Below are 24,223 nucleotides of genomic sequence, written 5' to 3' on the forward strand. Positions count from 1 at the left end.
AAAGGTGATGGGTGCTCGGCCGGAGAGGAGGACCACGATGTCCACACTCACGACACCGCACATCGACGTCCACCGCGGCGGCGACCGAATGAAAACCCGTGTGGCGTGGCTGGATTCGAAGCATTCTTTCTCCTTCGGCGAGCATTACGACCCGGAAAACACCCACCACGGCCTGTTGCTGGTGAATAACGAAGACATTGTTTCGCCGGGCCGGGGATTCGATACCCACCCCCATCGGGATATGGAGATCGTCACCTGGGTACTGAGCGGAAATCTGGTGCATCAGGATTCGCTGGGGCACAGCGGCATCATCTATCCGGGGCTGGCGCAGCGCATGAGCGCGGGCACCGGAATTCTGCATTCGGAGAAGAACGATTCCTGGCGGCTGGCGCCGGCCCAGGGCGGTACCGACGAGCACGTCGAGCCGGTGCATTTCGTGCAGATGTGGGTCGTGCCGGACGAGCCCGGACTGAATCCCGGCTATCAGCAATTGGAGATCGACGCCGAATTGGCCGGCGGCGAGCTGGTCACGGTGGCCTCGGGCCTGCCGCAATACCGCGACCGCACCGCCATCGCGATCAACAGCAGCCATTCCGCGCTGCATGTCGCGCGCATGCCGGGCGCCGCGGACGGCGCGCCGGTGACCGTCCCGGAGGCCCCCTATCTTCACTTGTTCGTGGCGCGCGGTGAGATCGAGATGGAGGGCGTCGGAACCCTCTACGAGGGCGATGCGGTGCGGATGACCCGCAGCGGCGGTCAGCGCGTCGTGGCGAACTCGCCGTCGGAGGTTCTGGTGTGGGAGATGCACGCGCGGCTCGGCGCCCAATAACATTTCAGAGCGCCCGAACCTGGCACCGCGCCTGGGCGAACGAGAGGACAGCCATGTCGGAGCACCCGCCGTCCGGTCAGCAGTATCCCCCGCCCGGTCAGTACCCGCCCCCGCCCGGCCAATACCCCCCGCCGCCGTCCGGCAATTATCCGCCGCCGCCGGGCAATTACCCGGGCCAGCAGCAGTATTGGCAGGAATCGCCGCAGCGTAGGGGCCTGGCGATCACGTCGCTGGTGCTCGGCATCCTCGCGGTCCTCGGGCTGCTCATCTTCTTCGGCGCGGTGATCCTCGGTCCGTTCGCGCTGCTGTTCGGCATCATCGCGGCGGTCAAGGCGCGGCGCGGCACGGCGGGCGGATTCGGCATGGCCGTCGCGGGCATCGTGCTGGGCGTGCTGGCCCTGGCCGGTGCTGTCGCCGAGGCGATCGTCGGCTACAGCTTCTTCGTCGACAACGGCGGGCGCGACTATATGGACTGCATCAGGGACGCCGGCGGTGACCAGTCCAAGGTGCAGCAGTGCGAGGACGACTTCCGGGACACCCTGGAGAACAAGTTGAGCGTCACGCCGGCGCCGACCCGTTGAGAGACCAGGTGTTCCGCGCAATTAAAATGACAATAGTCACATATTGTCGGACGTCGCGGCGTAGCATCACCTGCCATGGCTCCGCTGTCGCCTACGGTCGCCCGCTGGGAATTGGTGCTGCGCCTGCGTGAGCTGCGCGAGCAACGTGGCTTCGATTCGGCCACCTTCGCCAAACGGGTCGGTTTCACCCCCGCCAACTGGTCGCATGTGGAGAAGGGCCGCCGGGTCCTGACCCTGACCACCATCGGCCCGGTGCTGGACCTGCTGGAAGTGGGGAATCACGACCGCGACGAACTGCTGTCGCTGCTGACGGCGAGCAAGGATCGCGGGTGGTGGGCCAAGGCGTCGGCCGTGATCGGCCCGGAGCTGCAGCGCTACTACGGCATGGAGTACGGCGCGGACAGCATCCGCAGCTACGACAGCCTGGTCGTGCCCGGCCTGCTCCAGACCGAGGCCTACGCGCGGGCGCTGATCAGCGCGGACGTCATGATCCGGCCGGTGCTGGTGGAACAGTTGGTCGGGGTCCGGATGCGCAGACAACAGCGGCTGCGCGGTCCGGAGCGGGCGCGCCTGACCGCGGTGGTGAGTGAGGCGACGCTGCTGCAGCAGATCGGCGGCGCAGCGGTGCTGCGGGGCCAGCTGGAGTATCTGCTGGATCTGCTGGAGGACCTCGACACGGTGGAATTGCGGGTGATCCCGTTCAGCGCCCCCGCGGGCGCGATTCTGGGCGGCTCCAGCTTCCACCTGCTCGACTTCGCCGGCGCCTCCCTGCCGACGTTCGCGTGGGCGGAGAGCGCGGTGTTCGGCGGCGCGGTCGAGAACCCGGAACAGGTGCGTGACCTGGCGTTCGCCTATGCCCGGGCGCTCGACCAATCCCTCAGTCGCACTGAGTCATTGGCCCTGATCAGGAAGCATGCCCGAGTGTAAGATCCTGCCCATGCCAACCACCGCCAGGTATCGGCCCGAGGCCACCGGCTGGTTCACCTCGAGCCGTACCAACAACGGCAACCAGTGCGTGGAGGTCCGGTTCGACGGCGACGCGGTACTGATCCGGGACAGCAAGTTCCGCCGCGATCCGGCGCATCGCCCCGAGGACGAGCCCGTCATCACCGTCACCGCGATCGAGTGGATGGTCTTCCTCGACGCCGTGGCGGGCAGCGGGCCACCGGCCACGGAGCTGATCGCGCGCACGGCCGCCGACGGGGCCACCACGCTGAGCCGCGGGCGCCGCACCCTCACCTACACGCCGGGCGAGTGGGAGGCGTTCGTCGCCGGGGCCCGCGCCGGTGAGTTCGACCGGGTACCGGTGTAACCCGTCCGGCGGGGGCGCCCGCTCGCGCGGATCGGCATACTGGAGATCGTGACTGCCGACGTGACGACCCCCTCCGGAATCGATCTGTCCTATCGCGACGACGCTGTACGGGTGCAGGACGACCTGTTCGCACACGTCAACGGCAAGTGGCTGGAGACCTACGAGATCCCGGCCGATCGCGCGGTGGACGGCGCCTTCCGCACGCTGTACGACCAGGCGGAACTCGACGTGCAGACCATCATCCAGAACGCCGCCGCCTCGGATGCCGCGCCCGGCAGCGTCGAGCGCAAGATCGGCGACCTCTACAACAGCTTCATGGACGAGGAGGCCGTGGCGGCCGCCGGTCTCACCCCGATCGCCGGCGAATTGGCCGAGATTCGCGACGTCACCGACCGCGGTGCGTTCGCGGCGCTGCTGGGCCGATTGCAGCGCACCGGCGTCGGCGGCGCGCTGGGCTTCTACGTCGACACCGACGACAAGGACTCGCAGCGCTATCTCGTCCATGCCACCCAGTCCGGCATCGGCCTGCCCGACGAGTCGTACTACCGCGGCGACGACTACGCCGAGATCCGCACGCGGTACGTCGAGCACATCGGCCGCATGTTCGCCCTCGCCGGCGTCGACCACGACCCGCAGCGGGTCTTCGAACTGGAGCGCAAGCTGGCGGCCGGGCACTGGGACGTGGTCCGCCGCCGTGACGCCGAATTGAGTTACAACCTCACCACTTTCGACGCGTTCACCGCGGAGAACCCGGAATTCGACTGGGCCGCATGGGCTTCCGCGACGGCCGAGGGTGTGGACCGTTCCGGTCCGGAGCTGTTCGCCGAAATCGTGGTGCGCCAACCGGATTACGCGCGCACCTTCGCCCGGCTGTGGGCCTCGGAGTCGCTCGCGGAGTGGCGCGCGTGGGCCACCTGGCGGGTGCTGCGCGCGCGGGCGGCGTATCTGACGCCCGAGCTGGTCGAGGAGAATTTCGACTTCTACGGCCGCACCCTCACCGGCGCGCAGGAGAACCGCGAGCGCTGGAAGCGGGGCGTGTCGCTGGTGCAGGATCTGCTCGGCGAGGCGGTCGGAAAGTTGTATGTCGCCGAGCATTTCCCGCCGGAGGCCAAGCAGCGCATGCAGGAGCTGGTGGCCAACCTGATCGAGGCCTACCGCCGCAACATCACCCAGCTGGACTGGATGGGACCCGACACCCGGCAGGCCGCGCTGGCCAAGCTGGAGAAGTTCACCCCCAAGATCGGCTACCCGGATCGCTGGCGCGACTACTCGGCCGTGCGGATCGACCCGGCCGATCTGATCGGCAACTATCGCCGCGGCTACGCCGCCGAACACGACCGCGACCTGAACAAGCTCGGCGGTCCGGTCGATCGCGACGAATGGTTCATGACGCCGCAGACCGTCAACGCCTACTACAACCCGGGGATGAACGAGATCGTCTTCCCCGCCGCGATCCTGCAACCGCCGTTCTTCGACATGAACGCCGACGACGCCGCCAACTACGGCGGGATCGGCGCGGTCATCGGCCACGAGATCGGGCACGGCTTCGACGATCAGGGCAGCAAGTACGACGGCGACGGCAACATGATCGACTGGTGGACCGACGCCGACCGCGCCGAATTCGCCAAGCGCACCAAGGCCCTGATCGACCAGTACAGCGGGTTCTCCCCCGCCGAACTGCCCGACAACCACACGGTGAACGGCGAATTCACGATCGGCGAGAACATCGGCGATCTCGGCGGCCTGTCGATCGCACTGCAGGCCTACAAGATCGCGCTGGACGGCGCCGAGCCGCCGGTCGTCGACGGTCTCACCGGGCTGCAGCGAGTGTTCTTCGGCTGGGCGCAGGTGTGGCGCACCAAGGCCCGCAAGGAGGAGGCGATCCGCCGCTTGGCCGTCGACCCGCACTCGCCGCCGGAGTTCCGTTGCAACGGCGTGGTCCGCAACCTGGACGGCTTCCACGAGGCGTTCGAGGTCACCGAGGGCGACGCCCTGTATCTGGATCCGACCGAGCGCGTGCGGATCTGGTAGATCCGTCCCCTGTCGACGTCGCTGGTGGTCAGGCGGCGTCCGACTGAGCACACCGCGCGCGCAGCGTGGGTACGCCGGGGCCGGTGAGGTCGTCGCAGTAGGCGAGCCTGCCGGCCATGGCCATGGTCAGCGCGATCGTCGTGCCGTGGACCGACGGCCCGCTCCCCGCCGCGAAGGGTCCGTCGGTCGCCTCCAGCCGCAGGCCCTCGATCGCGCTGCGGCTGGACACGGTGAAGTTTCGGGAGGCGTAGAAGCGGGCCACCGCGGTGGCGGCCGCGACGGTCGGTGTGCGCGGCAGGCCCAGCGGCCGCCGGATGTCCTGGGCGTGGACGACGACTTCGCCCAGCCAGGCCGTCGTGTGGCTGGATGCGGCCGCGGTGCTCGTGACGACCGCTCGGAACCGCTCGAGGGTTTCGGCCGGGGTGGCACCGCGGTGCTCGGCGAGGCGTCGGCTGTTGTGCAGGTCGAAGTCGAAACGAGCACCCAGAACACTGACCAGCCAGCGCAACCGGCCGACGCTCGCCGCCGCGGTGAGGTGGGCGACGACCTCTTCGACCACCCACTCCCCGCACAGCGACGGTTGTGCCCACTGCCGGTCGTCCAGGTCGGCGAGATCATCGGCCAGGGCGGCGCGTTCGGCGTGGGCCATGGCCCAGAGGTCCGCACGGGACATGACATCCGACAAAGGTGTTCCTCCAGTTCGAGCCGGACCGACCGGCTGCGGGACCGAGCCGCGATCTCGGCAACGTCGATCGCGCGGTTCATCGTTCTCGGATACAGACGATCGCGCCCACGCAGACTCATCGGTCGTCCGGCCTCGGTGTCGGCCGGGTCAGGCCGAGGGTCAGGCCTTTGATCATGTGTCGCTGCAGGATCAGAAAGACCACCAGAATCGGCAGCATCGTGAGCACTGTCCCCGCCATCACCGGTCCCCAGTTGGTGAACGACGGATTCTCGGTGCTCTGCAGAAGGGTCAGGCCCACCGGGAGAGTGGCAACCCCGGCGTCATCGGCCATCAGGAGCGGCCAGAGGTACTCGTTCCACTCGGTGACGACTGTGACCACGGCGAAAGTCACCAGGGTCGGCCCGGACATCGGGAGCACCACCCGGGTGAGCAGCTGCCAGCGGCCGGCGCCGTCCATGCGGGCCGCGTCGATCACCTCCGCGGGCAGCGACCGGAAGTGATTGCGCAGCAGGAAGATGCCGAAGGCGACGCCGCACAGCGGAACGATGATGCCCGGCAAGGTATTTCGCAAGCCCCACTGGTCGACCAGGGCGTAGTTGGAGATGACCGTGACCTCGTCGGGCACCAGCAGCGCGGCGAGGATCAGCAGGAAGATCGGGGTCTTGCCGGGAAAGCGCAGGAACACCAGGCTGTAGGCGCCGCACACGCCGAGCACGAACTTCACGGCGGCGACGACGGCGGTGACGATCAGCGAATTGCGCAGGAACGTCCCGAACGGCAGCGTGGTCGCGGCCTCGGTGTAGTTGCCCGGCTGCCAGATGCGCGGCCACCACACCGCCGGTCGGGTGTAGATGTCCGGCCGGGCCTCGAACGAGGTGGTCAGCACCCAGAACAGCGGCACGCCGACGATGATCAGCACGCACGCCATCGCGGCGTAGCCGAGCAGCGTGGCCGCGCGCTGTCTGCGCCGGAAGGCGTCGGCGGTCATCGGTCACCCCGGTCCATGGCCCGTACCTGGATGAGCGCCACGATCAGCAGCACCACGAACAGAACGGTCGCCACCGCGGCGCCGTACCCCGCCCGGGAATTGCGGAAGGACTCCAGGTACACCTGGTAGGCCATGGTGGTGGTGCCGGTGCCCAGCGGACCGCCGCGGGTCAGCACATGGACGAGGTCGAAAACCTGTAACGAGTTGAGCAGCACGGTGATCGACAGGAAGAACGTGGTCGGCCGCAACTGCGGGAGCAGCACGTGGGTGAGCCTCGCCCAGCGGCCCGCGCCGTCGATCGCGGCGGCCTCCAGCAACTCTCGCCGCACCCCTTGCAAAGCCGCCAGGTAGATGACAAAGGTGTAGCCGAGGTTCTTCCAGATGTAGGTGACCGTCACCATGCACATCGCCCAGTGCGAATTCTGGTAGAAATCCGGCACATTCGACACGCCCAGCCGGTGCAGCACGTCCTGGATCAGGCCGAAGGTGGGATCGAACAGGAACTGGAACGCCACGCCCACGGCGGCCCCGGAGATCACGAACGGCGCGAAGACCGCGGCGCGAACGACGCTGCGGCCGAACAGCTTCCGATTCAGCAGCAGTGCCAGTCCGAGTCCCAGTGCCAGGCTGCCGAGAACGGCCGCGAGGGCGAAAACGATTGTGTTGGTGACGATCTGCCAGGTATCGTCCCGGCTCCACCACTCCCGATAGTTCTCGACGCCGATGTAGTGGGCTACCGGTTCGGCGAGAGTCCGGTCGGTGAACGACAGCCGGATGTTGTCCAGCAGCGGCCGGTACGCGAACAACCCGAGCAGCGCCAGGTTCGGCGCCACGAGCACCACGAACAGCGCGTAGTCGGTCCATGGGCGCACTCGTCCGGGCCTGGATCCCACCGCGGCAGTGTGACGGTCGCGGGCGACCGCCCGGTTAATTGCCGATGCCCGGCCAGGGAACTGTCGGTGCGCGTCGCCGGGCGAAAACGCTACGGCCCCGGACGAAATCCGTCCGGGGCCGTATGACGATGCGTCAGCGAGGGGTCAGTTCCAGTCGCCCATGCCGTCGCTGGCGCTGAGGGTGCCGGTGGAGTTCTGCACGATCACCGGGTCGCCCTTCTGCGCGTTCTCGAAGAACCACTGGGCGTCGGCCGGGCTGACGTTGAGGCAGCCGTGGCTGGTGTCCGAAACACCCTGCTGCGGCACCGACCACGGGGCCGAGTGCACGAAGATGCCGCTGTTGGACAGGCGGGTGGCGTACTCGACCTCGAGCTTGTAACCCTCCGGATCGGTGGTCGCGACCCCGTAGGTGGAGGAGTCCATGATCATCTTCCGGTTCTTCTCGCCCACGTAGTAGGTGCCGTTGGGCGTCTCGTGCTTGGGCTTGCCCATCGAGGTCGGCATCTCCCGGATCACCTCGCCGTTGCGGGTGACGGTGATGGTGTGGGTGGCGTCGTCCGCGGTCGTGATGACCTCGTCGCCGACCTTGTACGCCACCTTGGTGCCGCCCGCCTCGACGGTGATGTCGGAGTTGGCGGGCCAGAAGTTCTCCGGCCGCCACCGCACCTGCTTGTCGCCGTACCAGTAGAAGTGGCCCTGGGTCGGGTTGGACGAGGTGATGCGGATGGCCTTCTCGGCGGCGGCGTGGTCGCCGACCGGCTCCTTGAAGTTGATGACGACCGGCTGGGCCACGCCGACGACGTCGCCGTCACCGGGACCGATGTTGGGCGCGGCGAAGTTGGCCGGCGGCAGCGCCGGCGGGTTCTTCAGCGGCGCGGCGCCCGGCTCGGGCTGCGGCTGCGGCACCGCGGCGGGCGCGCCGGGTACCTCGGGGCCGCCCGGCCACAGCGGCGCGGCGGACGCGGGCGCGAAGGCGATCGCTCCGGCGGCGGCCGCGGCCAGCGATAGCACGCCGATCCGGGTCGCTCGGGTCGCCGTGCCCCGTCCGGGTCTCCGACTGGAAGTGGTGCGCACAGCCGTTCGTCCTCTCCATCCTCATTTCGCACGCGGATACGCGAGCAGGAAGATCTGTGGTGCGTGGGCTCCACGGTCGACCGTGAAGCGGGACCCCAACCCGGCATCCATTACTACATCCCACGCCGTCACACGCCAATTGCCTTCTGGCGGTTATGAAGACCGATCAAACTTTGTGCGCTGCGTCACTCCCGCGCCGACCGGTTCCCCGGCCGGGGTGTATGCGCCGTTCGGGTCGGCGAGTCGGACCGCGGTGGGGGTCCGCGGGTGCGAACCGGACCGATACTCCAGCAAACGTCATTGTGATGCAAATCACTTTCGACTGGCGGATCGCGGACATGCCGACACGATGTCGAAGGTGATGCCCGCATGTGGACCGGTGGCGATGTTGTGCGGCACGGCCAGCGGAATTCGGCCGCGCGCATACCTCGGCGACAGCGCCGGAACCACCTGGCTCAGCAGCGTCGCGAGCACGATGCGGAGTTCGTAGTCGGCGAGCGGGGCGCCGAGGCAGCGGCGGTGCCCGCCGCCGTAGGGCGCGAACTCGAACGGACCGTAGTGGCGCGCGAGAAAACGCTCCGGCCGGAACCGCTCCGGCTCCGACCAGACCGCCGGGTCGGAGTGCAGCAGCGGCAGGGCCAGGCCCATCGTGTCCCCGGCGGCCAGCGTCACCCCGCGCAGCGTGAACGGCTCGGTCAACCGGCGCAACACGATCGGAACCGGGGGATGCAAGCGGAGCGTCTCCTGGCAGACCGCGTCCAGGTATGGCAGCCGCGCCAGCTCGTCGGGGCCGAGATCGCCGGCCGCGGCCAGTTCGCCCCGCAGCCGCCGCAGCGTCTCCGGCTGCCGATGCAGCCGGAACAGCGCCCAGACCAGGCTGGTGGCGGTGGTCTCGTGACCGGCGACGAGCATGGTGCGCAGGTGATCGCGCAGGTCGTCGTCGGAGAGGGCGGCGCCGTCGGCGTAGGTGGCCGTCAGCAGCGTGCCCAGGATGTCGGTCCCGGTCGCGCCGGTGGCCCGCCGCTGTGCGATATCGGCGTCGATCAGGCCGTCGAGCCGGTCCTGCGCGGCACGGAACCGGTCCCACGGCGCGTGGCCGAATGCCCCGCGGCGCAGGGCCGGGACGAGCATCAGCGGTCCGGTGAACGCCGTCAGAAACGCGGCGATCGCGGCGACGTACTCCGCGCGGCGGGCCGGGTCGTCCACGCCGAACACCGCCGCCAGGATCACCCGCAGGGTGATCGCCCGCGCCGCCGCACGGCCGTCGATCCGCGCGCCCGGCCGCCACGGCGGCGTGCTCCCCGCCCCGTCCATCTCGTCCAGCACCGCGTCGCGAACGGTGTTGCCGTACCGGCGAATTCGGTCTCGATGAAACGCGGGAGCGAGCAGCGTCCTTTCCCGCCGGTGCCGCTGCGCGCGGGCCAGAATCAATGAGGCCGAACCGACCAGCGGTTCAATGGGATTCGGTTGCGGCGGCGTCAATATCTCGCGCGGCGCGCGGAACAATTCCGTGGCGCCCGCACTCGTTCCGGTGAACAGCACCGCGCCGAATCCGGGAAATCGGACGAAGAACGGATCGCCCTCGCGATTTCGCCGCCACCGGAAATACCGTTCGAAATCAATTCCGGCCCACACCGCGTGGAACAACGTCAGCCGCGGTACCCGTGGCGGCGTGTCCATCGATCGTGCGTTCATGTGTGTCGACACGACCGACGACGCCGGCTGGTTCGAATGCCCGCGCCGGCGGCACGACGCCGTCAGCCGCGGTCGCGCAGTACGGCGGCACGCGCCAGTCCGGCCAGCCGGGACATCCGGCCGTCGCCGATCGTGGTCACCGAGTTGCCGAGGCGGTTGGTGACGAAGGCGACCGACATGCCCAGCTCGGGATCGGCGAACGCGCCGGAGCCACCGACGCCGTAGTGGCCGAAGGCCTTCCGCGGTGGATGCCGGGAGAGCACGGGCGGCCGGTGGTAGCCCAGGGTGAAGGGCACCTGCACACCGAGCACGTAGTCGCGGTGGCCGGTGCGCTGCACCCGGTTGATCGTCTCGATCGTCTCCGGCCGCAGCAGCGGCGTCTCGGCGAGATCGTGCGCCGGGGCGTCCGGTGCGAGGCGGCCGTCGTAGGCCAGCGCGCCGTACATGCGGGCCAGGGCCCGCGCCGTGAACACGCCGTTGAACCCGGGAATCACCGCATCGTGCACGCGCGGGTCCACCACCAGCAGGTCCAGTCCGGCGGGCATACCGGCCTCGGCGACGGCGGCCAGCACGCGGGCGCGGGCGATCCACGAGGAGGCGGTGTCCCATCGCATCCCCGGCACGTTCAGCCGCGGGAACGTGCGGGCGATGCGATGCCGCTCGGCGGGCGGCACCCGATACCAGAATTCCGGGGTGCGCAGCGGTTCGGCGATCTCCCGGCGCAGCACCTCGGTGAAATCGTCGCCGGTCACCCGCTGTACGAGTTCGGCGACCAGCCAGCCGAAGGTGACCGCGTGATATCCGGAGGTCTGCAGCCGCCGCGGATCGGGGACGCCGTCGGCCAGGGCGGCCACCATGGCGTCGTAGTCGAGAATGCCGTCGGGGTCGGTGGCGAGACCGCGCACCCGATGCAGTCCGGCCCGGTGCGACAGCACATCCCGGACCGTGATGGTGTCCTTGCCGTGGGCGGCGAACTCCGGCCAGTAGTCGGCCACCGCCGCCTCGTAATCGATCAGCCCGCGCTCGGCCAGGCGGTGCAGCACGGTCGACGCGACACCCTTGCCGGTGGAGAAGCTCAGCGCCACGGTGTCCCGCTGCCAGCGCAGATTCGGTGCGGAGTACCCGGCCCACACGTCCACCACGGGACGTCCGTGCAGGTACACGGCGAACGCGCCGCCGCCGCGGGCGGGACGGCCGAACATCCGGAAGAACCGGTGCACCACGGAGACGAAGCGCGGATCGATCACCATCTGCCCGGCCGACTCGGTGGGCGGCAGTTCGTCGTCCGGCGCCTCGGGCGTTCCCGCGACCATGACCGCCCTCCTGTCACCGCCGCCCGCGCGGCCGTTGTCGTGCACGGCCCGCCGCGCGCTACGGCGGGCCCGGAAAGGTCAGGGTAGCGCGGCGGCGGCGGTGTGCCAGAGGCCCACGGGTGTCGCCAGGCATGCGGCGCCGCTCCGCGAATCCCACACCAGCGCCGCCGATCCCAGGCAGGCGATCGCGTGCTGCTGCGAATCCAGCTGTGCGCGAGAACCGTTCATCGCCAGGGTGACCGCGAGCCGGCCGTTGTCCGGCACGGCGCCGATCGAGGTGTAGGCGTAGGCGTCCGGGCCCAGGCCGATCGCCACGGGCATGCCGCTGACGCCCTCACTGGCCCCGATGCCGCCGGACGCGCCCACCCCCAGCGCGGTCGCGCCCGCGGCCGCCTTCGCGTAGCCGACTCCGTCGAACCCGGCGGCGCGGGCGTGCCCGGAATCGTCGGCCGCCGCCCGGCAGGCCGTGCGCCCGTCGACGACCGTGATGTCACCACCTGCGGCGGAGTCGCAATGCACGTCGGTTGCCGAGGCCGCTCCGACACCTCCGACGCAGGCCCCGACCGCGGCCGCCGAGCAAGCGATTGCGCTGATCAGCTTCACGGTGAACTCCCTTCGGGCCGACCACCCCCACCATACCCAGATCGTTTGCTGGAACGCCGAATCCGACTCGCGCGCCAGGCCGTGCTCCTCGGCCGGTTAGCATGACGCCAGAAACGGCGACTTCGAATCCCGGGTGCGAGTTCGAAGCAGGACGACTCGGGGAAGGTTTCGATGGCACATTCGTGGTCTCCGAGGCGAATACTGCTCGCCGCGTCGGTCGTTGTCGCCGCCGCCGGTCTCACCGCGTGCGGCGCGGACATCAGCGGTCACCCGACGGCGTCGGGCCCCGGCTCCCGGACCGCGACGGCCACGTCACGGCCCGCGCCCACCTCCGGCCGGGCCGTTCCCACCACCGTCCCGACCACCGGCGGCCATGTCGATTTTCACGCCGAGATCGGGGACTGCGTGAATCTGGGCGGCACCAACGAGGAGGCGACCATCGCCAAGGCGGCGTGCGGCAGCCGCGAGTCCAATTACAAGGTGGTCGGCAAGGCGCCGACCTCCGAGCAATGCGCGTCCGACACCGACAACGCCTACTACGAGGAACTGCGCGGCCGCGAGACCGGCGCGCTGTGCCTGGACCGGGACTGGGTGGTCGGCGGCTGCATGGACATCGGCGGCGGCGTCACCAAGCGCATCGACTGCGGCGCCCCGGCCGTCGAGGGCGTGCGCGTGCTGAGCATCCTGCGGAACACCGACAGCGTCGACGCCTGCCCGCACGACGACGGCGGATTCGTCTACGACCAGCGCCGATTCGTGGTCTGCGTGCAGGATCTCTGAGCCGGCCGGGCCCGGGAGCCGTAGCCTGGGCCGGTGAGTACGACGGAGTTGCCGCGGCTGAGCTCGACGACGGGCCGCTGGATCGTGCTGGCCACCGTGCTCGGGTCGTCGGTGGCGGCGCTGGACGCGACGGTCGTGAACATCGCCCTGCCGCGGATCGGCGCGTCGCTGCACACCGGCGTCTCCGGATTGCAGTGGACACTGAGCGGTTACACGCTGACGCTGGCCTCGTTCATCCTGCTCGGCGGCGCACTGGGCGACCGGCTCGGGCGGCGGCGGATGTTCGTCTGGGGCACAGTCGCTTTCGCGGCCGCCTCGGTGCTGTGCGGTGCGGCCGTGAACATCCAGATGCTGGTGCTCGCGCGGATCGTGCAGGGCGTGGCCGGTGCGCTGTTGACGCCGGGCAGCCTGGCGTTGATCTCCTCCTCCATCGATGAGCGGGATCAGGGCGCGGCGATCGGATTGTGGTCGGGGTTCGGTGGCATCGCCAGCGCGCTCGGACCGTTCCTCGGCGGGTGGCTGATCGAGGTCGCGGGCTGGCGGTCCATATTCCTTATCAATCTGCCGCTGGCCGCGATCGTAGTGGCCGTGTCGATGCGGCATGTCCCGGAGAGCCGCGACCCGGACGCCCCGGACCGGCTGGACATGCCGGGCGCGCTGGTGGTGGCGGCCGGGCTGGGGGCGCTGACCTTCGGGCTGATCCAGGCCATGCCCTGGCTGAGCGTGGCGGGGCTGGCGCTGCTGGGCGTCTTCGTGCTGATCGAACTGCGTAGTGATCACCCGCTGGTGCCGCCGGCGCTGTTCACGGGTGCGGCCGTGGGGTCGGATCCGGCGCGAGCCCGTGATCCGCGGTCCGGCCGTGTCTTCACCGCGGCCAACCTGGTGACGCTGGCCGTCTACGCCGCTCTCGGTGGCGTCTTCTTCCTGCTGGTGCTGCAACTGCAGCAGGTCGCCGGGTACTCCCCCTTGTTCTCCGGCGTGGCCACCCTGCCGATCACGGTGCTGATGCTGGCGCTCTCGGCGCGGGCCGGGCGGTGGGCGCAGCAGCACGGGCCGCGGCTGCCGATGACCGCCGGGCCGCTGCTGGCCGCGGTCGGCGTCCTACTGCTCTTGCGCATCGGCCCGGATTCGGCGACCGCCGCCGGGTATGTGCGCGATGTGCTGCCCGGCGTCGTGATCTTCGGCCTCGGGCTCTCGGCGCTGGTCGCGCCGCTGACGGGCGCCGTGCTGGGTGCGGTGCCGGCGGGCGAGGCGGGGATCGCCTCGGGGGTCAACAATGCCGTGGCCCGCACCGCGCAGTTGCTCGCCGTGGCGGCCCTGCCGGGCCTGGCGGGGATCTCCGGATCGATCGGGGACGTGTCGGCGATCGACCACGGCTTCACGGTGGCGATGCGGATCTGCGCCGGACTGCTGGTCGCGGGCGCCGTGCTGGCGGGGGTGCTGCTCGGGACGCCGCGGCGCGCGCGGCCGGAGGCGGCGGCCACGGTCGATTGCCTGCCGCACTGCGGCGTGACCGGTCCGGCCGTGCAGCCGGAGCGCTCCGGACGCGCCGCGGGGCGGTGAGGAATCCTCACCGCCCCGCGGATCGCCGTACGACTTCCGATCAGATCGGCGCGTAGCCCGCGCCGGTGCGGCCGCGGTTGTTCATGTCGGCCATGATCGCGCTCATGTTGGTGCCGACCTCGGGCCCGAAGCAGGCCACCGCCAGGTAGGCGTTCACCATGGCCACCAGGGTGTTGCCGATGACCACGGGTGCGCCGGAATCGCCCTCCACGACGCACATCTGGGTCCACGTCTCGTCGGTCTGGAAGATGTCACCCCAGGTGATGCCGCAGGTGTTGCCGGTGGTGCGGCCCTCCTTGCAGGCGATCATCGGGAACTGCGCGGGCGCTCCGACGGCGCCGATGGTGACATTGCCGATCCGGTTGACCGGAACGACCTTGCTGTTGAATTCGATAACGGCGTAATCCAGATCGTGATTGGAGTAGGCGAAGGTGCCGATCTCCCCGGCGCCGCGATCCTGCTCGGCCCACACCTTCGAGCCCGCCTCGCCACAGTGTCCGGCCGTCAGGCCGACCAGGCGCCCCGCCGCGTCGTGGCCGATGGTGGTGACCGTGCACTCGAACTGATTGTCGATGATGATTCCCGAACCACCGCCGATCACCGGCCCGGGGTCCGCGTGCGCGACGCCCGCCCCCGTCCCGAGCAGTGCCGTACCCACGGCGACGGCGAAGGCGGCCTGAGCCACCCTGGCGAGTTTGTTGAACATGTCCCTCCAGACGTCGGAAGTCCGCACGATATCAGCCATGTAGTACTACATCCTGTCAGTATTCGTGCCCGGGCGCGCTCCGTACTGCCGCCTCGATACCCGGATCGACAGCCCGGTTCGCGCCGTTACGGCGGGGGTCGGCGGTCTCCTCGGTTCGCCCTCGTCGACCGGCGCGTCGCGTGTCGCGACACCCCGGCGACGATGACGGCACAGCACGCCGCGTCGCGGATAGCCTTTGCGAAGGATTCGAGTCGAGCCGCTAATTACGATTAATTCACTCCGGGAAATTACACGAGGAGGGAAGTTGGGCATCGGTTCAGGAAACTGTAACTCGTTCTAGAAAAATGCCGTGTCCATTGTGGCCCAACACAACTTCATGTCACGGATCACAGCCCGCATAGTGGCGTGATCTGCGTCTATGACACCAGCCACACATTATGGTGTGTTTCTCCTAACTCCGTAGTAAGGTGCGTCAAGCAAACAGTCGCCGGGGCAGGTAACCGGCGTCGAGAGGGGTTAGTCAGTGCAGTTCACCAACAGTCCGCCGGCGGAGTCACGGATGAGCGGGGCGGTCGACTGGACCAAGACGTACTGGCAGGACCATCCCAAGCGCTCACTGGAGACCTTCGGTCGCCAGATCACCATGGGCATCGCCGCCGTGGCCGAGTTGTTCGTGAGTATCTTCCGGCGCCGGTTCCCCTTCGGTGAGTTCGTGCGGCAGTGCGCGTTCATGGCGAGCGTCGCCGCCGCCCCCACCCTGCTCGTCGCCATCCCGATCGGCGTCATCGTCTCCATCCAGGTCGGCTCCGTGGCAGGACAGGTCGGCGCGACCTCGTTCATCGGCGCCGCGAACGGCCTGGGCATCATCCAGCAGGGCGCGCCGCTGGTCACCTCGCTGATGATCGCGGGCGCCGTCGGCTCGGCCATCTGTGCTGATCTGGGCTCGCGCACCATCCGCGAGGAGATCGACGCGATGCGGGTGATGGGCGTCGACCCGCTGCGGCGGCTGGTCGCCCCGCGGCTGGGCGCGGCCATGCTGGTGTCGGTGCTGCTGTGCGGCTTCGTCGTGTTCGTCGGTTTCCTCACCGGCTATGTCTTCAACGTCTTCGCCCAGAACGGCACGCCGGGCTCCTATATCGGTACGTTCTCCTCCTTCGCCGTGGTCGCGGATCTGATTGCCGCGCTGCTGAAGTCCCTCATCTTCGGCCTGCTCGCCGCGATCATCGCGTGCGATTCCGGGCTGAACGCCCGCGGCGGCCCCGGTGGTGTCGCCAATGCGGTGAATACGGCCGTGGTGCTGTCCTCGGTGATGTTGTTCGGTGTGAATCTGATCATCACGCAGATCTACAACACCCTGTTCCCCTCACAGATGGTCTGAGCTGGTGTCGTCAACCTATGTACCGCCGCTACTGCGGCCATTTCAGCGGATCCGGTCGTCGGCCACCGCGCCGCGCGACTGGCTGGCGCGCATCGGTCACCAGGTGTTCTTCTTCCTGCGGTCGATCGGCTCGATGCCGTTGGCGCTCAAGCACTATCCGAAGGAAGTCTGGCGCCTGCTCTCGGATGTCACCTGGGGCAACGGAAATATCGTCGTCGGCGGCGGCACCATCGGCGTGGTGCTGATCCTCAGCGCGTTCGGCGGCATGACCGTCGGCATCCAGGGCTACAACTCGCTGAACCTGCTCGGGCTCGGTCCGATCACCGGCGCGGTCTCGGCCTTCGCCACCACGCGCGAACTCGGGCCGATGCTCGCCACGGTGGCGTTCGCCTCGCAGGCGGGCTGTCGATTCACCGCGCAGCTGGGCGCCATGCGCATCTCCGAGGAGATCGACGCGCTGGAGTCGCAGGCGATCCGGCCGCTGCCGTATCTGGTCAGCACCCGCATGATCGCGGCGATGATCGCGATCATCCCGCTGTACTGCCTGGCCCTGCCGTTCGCCTACATCACCTGCTCGCTGACCGTGCAGCTGATCGGCGGCACCGCCACCGGCACCTTCCAGCACTACTTCTATCAGTTCCTGATCCCGCACGACGTGCTGTGGTCGTTGCTGAAAGCGATCGTATTCGTGGCGATCACGACGTTCATCCAGTGCTACTACGGGTTCTTCGCCTCCGGCGGCCCGGAGGGCGTGGGTGTCGCGGCCGGTCGCGCCATCAAGTTGTGCATCATCGCGGTCGTATTCGCCGACCTGTTCATCACCTTGGCGGTCTGGGGCATCAACCCGGGCATCAGGATCTCGGGGTAGGGGGCAGCAGATGATCATCGATCCGAGTGGCCGCGGACCGACGATGCGGCAATTGCTCATCGCCGGCGCCTGCGGGCTGACCGTCTTCGCGCTGATTCTGGTCTTCCTGATGGCGCGCTACCAGGGCAAGATCCTGCATTCGGTCGTCAAGGTGACCGCCAACATGACCACCACCGGTGACGGCCTGCCCGAGAACGCCGACGTGAAGTTTCGCGGCGTGCTGGTGGGCGCGGTCAAGGAAGTCTCGGTGGCCGCCAAAGGCGAACTGCAGCAAGTGAACCTGGAGATGAAGCCGGAGTACATCGACCAGATTCCGGCCAACGTCACCGCCCGCGTGGTGCCCAGCAACCTGTTCGCGGTCACCTCCGTCGAACTGGTCTACAACGGCCCCGACGAAGGCTCCCTGCACGCCGGTTCGCAGATCCCGGAGGACCGCAGCGAGGGCACCATCGCCCTGCAGGACACCCTCACCACGGTCCGCGCCATTCTCGACAAGATCGACCCGGTGCAGCTGGGCCGCGTGCTGAGCACCCTGTCCTATTCACTCGAGGGCGGCTCCCGGGTGCCCGGCTCGACGGTCGAGCGGCTGGACAACTGGCTGACCCAGGTGCGCGGCGCGGTGCCGAACGTCGACCAGACCCTGAACGACTTCTCCTCTTCCTTCCACGCGCTCAACCAGTCGGCGCCGGAACTGGTCGGGGTGCTGGCCGATTCGGTGAAGACCGCGCAGACCATCTCCGACAAGCGCCAGCAGCTGGCCGATCTGCTCGCCGGCACATCCGGCACCGTCGACAAGGTCAACGCGCTGTTCGCGCGCAACCCCGACCTCGGCAAGTCGATCACCGCCGGCACCAGCGACATGTTCGGTGCGCTGGCCTCCGACCCGGCGGCCATCCCGCAGGCCATCGCCAGCCTCAACCGTTCGGTCCGCCAGCTGAACACCACCTTCCACTGGGGTCCGCAGCGGCAGATGGTGTGGAACCTGGGCATCACGTTCACCCCGTACAAGCCCTACGACCGGTCGGACTGCCCGCGCTACGGCGGGATGGCGGCGCCCAGCTGCTACACCGCGCCCGAGGTGGCCGAACTGCCGCCGCTGCCGGAGTCGATGAAGCCGCGCGCGCTGGACGCCGCGCATGGCCTGCCGCCCGCGGTCCCGATGCCGGGCCTGCCCGCCCTGCCGGGCCTGAACCCCGAGCAGACGGCGCAGCCCACGGGTCCGCAGCCGCTCAACCCGTTCGCGGGCACGCCGCTGGGCGGGCTGTTCCAGCAGTTCCTTCCGGGCGCCGCCCCGGCGCCCGCGCCCGCCCCGGTGCAGCCACAGCCCGCCGCCGAACCGGCCGACGACCCGGCGGCCACGGCGACCCATCCGGCCGCCGCGCCGATCGCCGGTTCGTACACCGGTGACGCCGCTGTCACGGCCCTGCTGGGCCGCAAACCCACCACCGCCGAATACCTGCTGCTGAGCTCGATCCTGAGGGGTGGAACCTTGCAAGTCACCGAAAGCGGTGCAGCCCGATGAGCATTCGCAAGCCGCTGATCGGCTTCGGGATCTTCGCGATCGTGTCGGTCCTGGTGACGGTTCTGGTATGGAATACATTGGCGCGCAACGTCTCCGGTTCCACCAAGACCTACTCCGCGACCTTCAGCGATGTGCTCGGACTGCGGGTCAACGACGATGTCCGGATGGCCGGGGTGCGGGTCGGCAAGGTAGAGAAGATCGAGCTCGACGGTCAGCACAAGGCCAAGGTCACCTTCGTGGTGCAGGACAACCAGACGCTGTTCGGCAACACCAAGGCCCTGGTGCGGTATCAGAACCTGATCGGGCAGCGCTACGTGGCGCTCGCGCCCGGCAGCAAGGGCGACGCCTCGCCGCTGCGGAACAAGGGTTCGATCCCGCTGGACCAGACCGAGCCGTCCTTCGACATCTCGGGTCTGCTCAACGGCTTTCAGCCGCTGTTCCAGGTGCTGCAGCCGGAGCAGGTGAACAACCTGTCCACCACGTTCATCCAGGCCCTGCAGGGTGACGGGGTGTCGCTGAGCACCTTCCTCACCCAGGCGGCCGCGCTGGCGGGCGACTTCCAGCGCCGCGACGCCATCCTCGCCGACGTCATCACGAACCTCTCGGCGACGATGCAGGGCCTGGCCACACGGGGCGACGAATTGGAGACATTGGTGACCCAGACCCGCGCGCTCATCGGCGGGCTGTACGACCAGGGCCAGTCACTGCAGCAGTCGACGGTGCAGATCGCCGACGCCACTACGGGATTGGTGAACATGGTCGGACAGGTCCAGCCGAAGCTGGCGCAGGCGCAGCGCTCCACCACCGACGCGCTGACCCTGCTGATCGAGAACGGCGCCAAGCTCGACCAGGCCGCCGTGGACATGCCGAACATCATGGCCGATCTCGGTAAGTTCACGCAGAACGGCGCCTACGCGTCGGCCTACATCTGCAGCCTGGACGTCTCGCTCTACAACATCCTGCTCCCCCGCGGTCTGCTCACCCAGATCGGCGGCCACTCGCAATCGGCGGTGTGCCGGCCATGATGACCAAGCTCAAGAACCGGTTCGACAACAATCGCTACTTCTGGCTGGGTGTGCTCGGCGCGGTGCTCATCGTGGTGCTGCTGATCGCCTCCAGCGGTTACAAGAAGCTGGGCGTCGGCACCCAGGACATCAAGGCGGAATTCGCCCAGACCGCCGGTGTGCGGGTCGGTGACAAGGTCAACGTGTCCGGCGTGTCCGTGGGCAATGTGTCCGGCGCCGAACTCGAGGGCGACCACGTGCTGCTCACCCTGCAGGTGAACAACGATGTGAAGCTGGGCCCGGACGCCAAGGCCTCGATCAAGATGGCCACCCTGCTCGGCGCTCGCTACATCAACCTGGATCCGGGCGACGGCTCCGGTCTGAAGGGCAAGCGAATCCCGAAGAACAACACCCAGGTTCCCTACGACCTGGCCGACGTGGTGCAGATCGGCACGCCGAAGTTCGAAGCGCTCGACACCAAGAAGCTGGCCGAGTCGTTCCAGGTGATCGGCGACCAGATCAACGGGCAGCCGCAGCTGACCGCGCAGGCGCTCGACAGCGTCGGCGCGCTGGCCAAGACCATCAACGATCGCCGCGACCAGGTCGACCAGCTGCTGAAGGATCTCGACCGGGTCACCACGATCCTCGGCGACAACCGCAACAGCGTGCTGCTGGTGATCACCCAGGGCCAGGCGATCGCGAGCCGGGTGATGGAACGGCAGACCCTGCTGCGCCAGCTGCTCGACAACATCGCGTCGCTGACCAAGCAGCTGCAGGAGATCGGCGCCGAGAACGACAATCAGCTCGGCCCGACCATCGAGCAGCTGAACACCATGGCCGAGGGCTTGCAGAAGAACAAGGACAACCTGGACCGGTTGCTGCAGATCATGCCGGTGGGCATCCGCGGGCTGAACAACGCGCTCGGTAACGGCCCCTACGGCGAGGTCGGCCTGCCGTGGCTGTTCCCGGACAACTGGTTGTGCTTCGCGCGAATTCACGAGGGGTGCCAGGGATGACAGTGATGCGGGCCGCGAAGGTGGCGGTGCTCGGTGTGGCGGCGCTGGCGATCGGCAGTTGTTCGGTCGTGCCGACCGATGTCCAGGACGCGGTCGGCACGACACAGCACATCACCGCGGACTTCCGCAATATCGCGGGCATGTTCGAGGGCAACCCGATCACGGTGCTCGGCCTCGAGGTCGGCAAGGTGGACAAGATCGTGCCCAAGGGGCAGTTCGTCGAGGTCCACATGGTCGTCAAGAGCGATGTGAAACTGCCGAAAGACCTTACGGCCGCACTGATCTCGCCGTCCATCGTCACCGATCGGCACATCGAACTCACCCCGCGCTACACCGGTGGGCCGACGCTGCCCGACAAGTCGCACCTGACCGTCGAGCAGACCCGCACGCCGGTCGAGCTGGACACGATGATCAAGACCATCGATCAGTTCGCCGACGCGCTCAAGCCCGCGCCGGGCGCCGCGGAGGGTCCGCTGTCGGGCACCCTGCTCTACGACATGGTCAACGGGCAGGGCGCCAAGATCCGCGACACCCTCAACGCCCTGTCCGGCGCGTTGAAGGTCGGCGTCGACAACAAGGACGCGGTCGCGAGCATCATCGTCAAGCTCAACGAGCTGACGACCATGCTGTCGGAGAACGATCAGTCGGTGCGCGACTTCAGCAACCAGGTCACGCAGATGACCTCGCTGCTCGCCGAGCAGTCCCCCGGCCTGCAGGCCACGCTCACCCAGATGAACGACTTCCTGAACAACACCAGCGGTGCGTTCACCCAGTACCAGGACCAGCTGGCGTCCAGCCTGTCCGGGCTGACCGCGGTCACCGATCAGTTGCGCGCCAACGCCGCCGGTGTCACCGAGGTCGTCGATGTCGCGCCGCTGCTGCTGCAGAACATCGATCGGACGATGGACCGCCAGCGCGGCTTCATCCGGCTGCGCGGTGTGCTCGGCACCGCCCTGACGGGCGAGATCATCAGCGTGTTCTGCGAGCGCATCCAGATGCGCGCGGACGGCTGCCGGACCGGGAAGGTCGAAGATCTCGGTCCCGACCTCGGATTGACCGCGGCACTGATGGGAATGACGAAATGATTCCTCACCTGTCCCGACGGGCACGACACGCGGTGGTGGCGCTGGCGGCGTCGGTCGGTGTGCTGGCCACGGCGGGCTGCGGGCTGACGGTGGAGAAGGTGCCGCTGCCCAAGCCGGGCCTGCAGGGCGACACCTACACGCTGCACGCGGTGTTCACCAACGCGCTCAACCTGCCCGATCAGGCGAAGGTCAAGATCGGCGGTTCGGACATCGGGGTGGTCACCCGCATCGAGACCAAGAACTTCCAGGCCGTCGTCGACCTGACGCTGCGCAAGGACATCGAACTGCCGAAGGGGTCGACCGCCGAACTGCGCCAGGCCACGCCGCTTGGTGACGTCTTCGTCGCGGTGTCCAAGCCCAAGTCCGAACCGGGCACGGCGATGCTGCAGGACGGCGACACGTTCACCCTGGAGCAGACCTCCGCCGGCGCCACCGTCGAGGAACTGCTGCTGTCGGTCTCGATGCTGTTCAACGGCGGCGGTATCGCGTCGCTGACCAAGCTCACCTCGGAACTGGATTCGGTGGTCGGCGGCCGCTCGGATCAGCTGGCCAACCTGCTGCGCCAGATGACCAGTGTGACAACGACACTGCACAGCAACAGCGAGCGCATCGACTCGACCCTCAGCGGCTTCGGCGCGCTCGCCGACACCATCGAGGCGCGGCACAACGAGCTGGGTCAGGTCGCCGACACGCTGCCGTCGATGATCGGCACCATCGCCGAGAACAACAAGCAGATCGGTGACCTGCTGACCAAGGTCTCGACCACCAGCGCGGCGCTGGGCGACTACGCGAACACGTCCACCGAGCAGCTGTCGAGCCTGCTCGACAACGTGCACAACTTGATGAGCGCGCTGGCACAGACCCGCACCGACTTCGGTCCGCTGCTGGACGCCATGCACGAGATCCGCCCGGCGGTGGACGCGTCCTTCAAGGGCAACGTCCTCGCCGTCGCCGCGACCCTCACGCAGCTCGACATCGGCCTGATCACCGATCCGGCGCACAGCAAGTTCTACGACCTGCGCGACGCACAGGACATGGTGGGCAGCCTCATTCAGGTATTGCAGATCGTCCAGGGACGAGTGGGAGGCCACCGGTGAGCTGGCTGAAGCAGCACAAATTGCTGCTGTCGAGCGTGGGCCTGGTCGTCGTGTTCCTGGTCGGGGCGACGTACCTGCTGATCAGCGTGATGCGGGTGAATCCGGTGCGGCAGACCTACGTGGTCACGGTGGCGCTGGATCGCTCGGGCGGGCTGCAGCCGGGCAACGATGTGACGCTGCGCGGCTACCGCGTCGGCAAGGTGAACGACATCAAGCTGTCCGACCACGGCGCGGCGATCTCCGCCGAGGCCGAGATCGACAGCCGCTACCGCATCCCGGTCGACACCCGCGTGGCGGTGCAGGCCCTGTCCGGCGCCGGTGAGCAGTACATCGACTTCCGGCCGGAGACCGATCAGGGACCGTTCCTGGCCAACGGCGCGACCATCAAGTACGACCCGCAGAAGGTCACCACCCCGACCCCGGTGTGGTCGGTGCTCGACAACGCCAGCGCGTTCTTCGACCAGATCGACCCGGATCGCTTCACCACGATCCTGAACGAACTCGACGTCGCCCTGTCCGGCGGGCCCGACCAGATGCGCAGCATGATCGATGCGCTCAGCCTGGTCACCGCCGGTCTGGACAACCTGCTGCCGCAGACCACGAACCTGCTGGCGAACCTGCGCACGATCGCGGCGACGACCTCCAACGCGCAACCGGACCTGAGCACCCTGACCGCCAATTCGCAGACGCTGTTCAACCAGTTCAACGGCGCCAACGACGAATTGCGCAAGGTGCTCGACACCGCGCCCGGCCAGATGCAACAGCTGGGGGCCGTGCTGGACAAGACCGCGGATCCGATCACCAGCCTGGCGACCAACTTCGCGGCCATCACCAAGGCGGCGCAGCTGCGGGTCCCGGCGCTGCGGGCGCTGTTCCCGTCGCTGGTCACCGGCGCGTCGGCGATCGGCGTCCCGGCGCACGACAACGAGTTCTACACCATTCTGGATATCTGGCCGCGCCCGTTCTGCGAGTACAACAACAAGCCGACCGCTCCCTACGTGATTCAGGACGGCTCGTTGCCGAAGTACAACTACTGCACCAACCCGCCGCCGGACCAGCAGATCCGCGGTTCGGCGAACGCGCCGCGGCCCGATGTGCCCAACAACGGTGCCCAGATGCCGGCGGGAGCCGATCCGAACGAGAGGACCCTGCCCCCGGTGCGGTGAGTGCACCCGGCCCGGCGGCAACACCGCCGGTGCG

23 protein-coding genes are annotated in these 24,223 nt (G+C 68.3%); 15 read left to right on the plus strand and 8 right to left on the minus strand.

From position 1 onward, the window contains the following. Nucleotides 1-37 precede the first annotated feature (37 nt). The 5 genes from ACFMRZ_RS22625 to ACFMRZ_RS22645 all read left to right on the plus strand — a co-directional run bounded on the left by ACFMRZ_RS22625 (nucleotide 38) and on the right by ACFMRZ_RS22645 (nucleotide 4,753). Nucleotides 38-829: a pirin-like bicupin family protein gene (locus ACFMRZ_RS22625; RefSeq protein ID WP_280276982.1), complete on the plus strand. Its 792-nt coding sequence runs from the start codon at nucleotides 38-40 to the stop codon at nucleotides 827-829. A gap of 53 nt (nucleotides 830-882) precedes the next feature. Then, nucleotides 883-1,410 (plus strand): DUF4190 domain-containing protein, encoded by a 528-nt coding sequence (locus ACFMRZ_RS22630; RefSeq protein WP_400180649.1) that lies wholly within the window; start codon nucleotides 883-885, stop codon nucleotides 1,408-1,410. Between the two features lie 75 nt (nucleotides 1,411-1,485). Further along, nucleotides 1,486-2,337 carry a helix-turn-helix transcriptional regulator gene (locus ACFMRZ_RS22635; protein ID WP_280276984.1) on the plus strand — a complete coding sequence of 284 codons (852 nt, stop codon included), beginning with the start codon at nucleotides 1,486-1,488 and terminating at the stop codon, nucleotides 2,335-2,337. 10 nt (nucleotides 2,338-2,347) lie between these two features. Then, nucleotides 2,348-2,722, plus strand: coding sequence for a DUF397 domain-containing protein (locus ACFMRZ_RS22640; protein WP_400180650.1), 375 nt, complete (start codon nucleotides 2,348-2,350; stop codon nucleotides 2,720-2,722). A gap of 48 nt (nucleotides 2,723-2,770) precedes the next feature. Next, a complete protein-coding gene (locus tag ACFMRZ_RS22645) occupies nucleotides 2,771-4,753 on the plus strand; it encodes a M13 family metallopeptidase (RefSeq protein ID WP_400180651.1) in 1,983 nt (660 codons plus the stop codon). Between the two features lie 28 nt (nucleotides 4,754-4,781). Here ACFMRZ_RS22645 and ACFMRZ_RS22650 read toward each other — a convergent pair whose 3' ends face one another. The 7 genes from ACFMRZ_RS22650 to ACFMRZ_RS22680 all read right to left on the minus strand — a co-directional run bounded on the left by ACFMRZ_RS22650 (nucleotide 4,782) and on the right by ACFMRZ_RS22680 (nucleotide 12,004). Beyond that, nucleotides 4,782-5,402 carry a maleylpyruvate isomerase family mycothiol-dependent enzyme gene (locus tag ACFMRZ_RS22650; RefSeq protein ID WP_400182944.1) on the minus strand — a complete coding sequence of 207 codons (621 nt, stop codon included), beginning with the start codon at nucleotides 5,400-5,402 and terminating at the stop codon, nucleotides 4,782-4,784. Between the two features lie 151 nt (nucleotides 5,403-5,553). Beyond that, nucleotides 5,554-6,426: a carbohydrate ABC transporter permease gene (locus ACFMRZ_RS22655; RefSeq protein WP_400180652.1), complete on the minus strand. Its 873-nt coding sequence runs from the start codon at nucleotides 6,424-6,426 to the stop codon at nucleotides 5,554-5,556. Next, a complete protein-coding gene (locus tag ACFMRZ_RS22660; RefSeq protein WP_400180653.1) occupies nucleotides 6,423-7,319 on the minus strand; it encodes a carbohydrate ABC transporter permease in 897 nt (298 codons plus the stop codon). The genes ACFMRZ_RS22655 and ACFMRZ_RS22660 overlap by 4 nt, the downstream gene beginning before the upstream one ends. Before the next feature lie 144 nt (nucleotides 7,320-7,463). Further along, complete coding sequence (locus ACFMRZ_RS22665; protein WP_400182945.1) at nucleotides 7,464-8,336, minus strand: Ig-like domain-containing protein; 873 nt, start codon at nucleotides 8,334-8,336, stop codon at nucleotides 7,464-7,466. 369 nt (nucleotides 8,337-8,705) lie between these two features. Then, nucleotides 8,706-10,088: a cytochrome P450 gene (locus tag ACFMRZ_RS22670; RefSeq protein ID WP_400180654.1), complete on the minus strand. Its 1,383-nt coding sequence runs from the start codon at nucleotides 10,086-10,088 to the stop codon at nucleotides 8,706-8,708. Nucleotides 10,089-10,150: 62 nt separating this feature from the next. Beyond that, the gene (locus ACFMRZ_RS22675) at nucleotides 10,151-11,401 is read right to left on the minus strand and encodes a serine hydrolase domain-containing protein (RefSeq protein ID WP_400180655.1); all 1,251 of its coding nucleotides are present in this window, start codon (nucleotides 11,399-11,401) and stop codon (nucleotides 10,151-10,153) included. A 78-nt stretch (nucleotides 11,402-11,479) separates the two neighbouring features. Then, complete coding sequence (locus tag ACFMRZ_RS22680; RefSeq protein ID WP_400180656.1) at nucleotides 11,480-12,004, minus strand: DUF6764 family protein; 525 nt, start codon at nucleotides 12,002-12,004, stop codon at nucleotides 11,480-11,482. A gap of 171 nt (nucleotides 12,005-12,175) precedes the next feature. Between ACFMRZ_RS22680 and ACFMRZ_RS22685 the strand changes: the two genes are divergently transcribed. Continuing rightward, nucleotides 12,176-12,784, plus strand: a complete 609-nt coding sequence (locus ACFMRZ_RS22685; RefSeq protein ID WP_280274273.1) for a hypothetical protein — start codon at nucleotides 12,176-12,178, stop codon at nucleotides 12,782-12,784. A gap of 33 nt (nucleotides 12,785-12,817) precedes the next feature. Further along, nucleotides 12,818-14,347 carry an MFS transporter gene (locus ACFMRZ_RS22690; protein ID WP_400180657.1) on the plus strand — a complete coding sequence of 510 codons (1,530 nt, stop codon included), beginning with the start codon at nucleotides 12,818-12,820 and terminating at the stop codon, nucleotides 14,345-14,347. 40 nt (nucleotides 14,348-14,387) lie between these two features. Here ACFMRZ_RS22690 and ACFMRZ_RS22695 read toward each other — a convergent pair whose 3' ends face one another. After that, nucleotides 14,388-15,053: a serine protease gene (locus ACFMRZ_RS22695; protein WP_400182946.1), complete on the minus strand. Its 666-nt coding sequence runs from the start codon at nucleotides 15,051-15,053 to the stop codon at nucleotides 14,388-14,390. A 559-nt stretch (nucleotides 15,054-15,612) separates the two neighbouring features. On the opposite strand from ACFMRZ_RS22695, the gene ACFMRZ_RS22700 reads away from it, so the two are divergent. The 8 genes from ACFMRZ_RS22700 to ACFMRZ_RS22735 are packed head-to-tail and all read left to right on the plus strand — an operon-like array spanning nucleotide 15,613 to nucleotide 24,189. Next, complete coding sequence (locus ACFMRZ_RS22700; RefSeq protein ID WP_400180658.1) at nucleotides 15,613-16,431, plus strand: MlaE family ABC transporter permease; 819 nt, start codon at nucleotides 15,613-15,615, stop codon at nucleotides 16,429-16,431. A 4-nt stretch (nucleotides 16,432-16,435) separates the two neighbouring features. Beyond that, nucleotides 16,436-17,299, plus strand: coding sequence for an ABC transporter permease (locus tag ACFMRZ_RS22705; RefSeq protein WP_280270166.1), 864 nt, complete (start codon nucleotides 16,436-16,438; stop codon nucleotides 17,297-17,299). Nucleotides 17,300-17,309: 10 nt separating this feature from the next. Beyond that, nucleotides 17,310-18,821: an MCE family protein gene (locus ACFMRZ_RS22710; RefSeq protein ID WP_400180659.1), complete on the plus strand. Its 1,512-nt coding sequence runs from the start codon at nucleotides 17,310-17,312 to the stop codon at nucleotides 18,819-18,821. Further along, on the plus strand, nucleotides 18,818-19,846 hold the full coding sequence (locus ACFMRZ_RS22715; protein ID WP_280270164.1) for an MCE family protein: 1,029 nt from the start codon (nucleotides 18,818-18,820) through the stop codon (nucleotides 19,844-19,846). The genes ACFMRZ_RS22710 and ACFMRZ_RS22715 overlap by 4 nt, the downstream gene beginning before the upstream one ends. Further along, the gene (locus tag ACFMRZ_RS22720; RefSeq protein ID WP_280270168.1) at nucleotides 19,846-20,841 is read left to right on the plus strand and encodes an MCE family protein; all 996 of its coding nucleotides are present in this window, start codon (nucleotides 19,846-19,848) and stop codon (nucleotides 20,839-20,841) included. The genes ACFMRZ_RS22715 and ACFMRZ_RS22720 overlap by 1 nt, the downstream gene beginning before the upstream one ends. Beyond that, nucleotides 20,838-21,926, plus strand: coding sequence for an MCE family protein (locus tag ACFMRZ_RS22725; RefSeq protein ID WP_400180660.1), 1,089 nt, complete (start codon nucleotides 20,838-20,840; stop codon nucleotides 21,924-21,926). The genes ACFMRZ_RS22720 and ACFMRZ_RS22725 overlap by 4 nt, the downstream gene beginning before the upstream one ends. Beyond that, nucleotides 21,923-23,023, plus strand: a complete 1,101-nt coding sequence (locus tag ACFMRZ_RS22730; RefSeq protein WP_400180661.1) for an MCE family protein — start codon at nucleotides 21,923-21,925, stop codon at nucleotides 23,021-23,023. Before ACFMRZ_RS22725 ends, ACFMRZ_RS22730 begins: the two co-directional genes overlap by 4 nt. Then, on the plus strand, nucleotides 23,020-24,189 hold the full coding sequence (locus tag ACFMRZ_RS22735; protein WP_342213840.1) for an MlaD family protein: 1,170 nt from the start codon (nucleotides 23,020-23,022) through the stop codon (nucleotides 24,187-24,189). Before ACFMRZ_RS22730 ends, ACFMRZ_RS22735 begins: the two co-directional genes overlap by 4 nt. The last annotated feature ends 34 nt before the right edge of the window (nucleotides 24,190-24,223 follow it).

The organism is Nocardia sp. N2S4-5, assembly GCF_044628355.1.
Classification (GTDB): domain Bacteria; phylum Actinomycetota; class Actinomycetes; order Mycobacteriales; family Mycobacteriaceae; genus Nocardia; species Nocardia wallacei_B.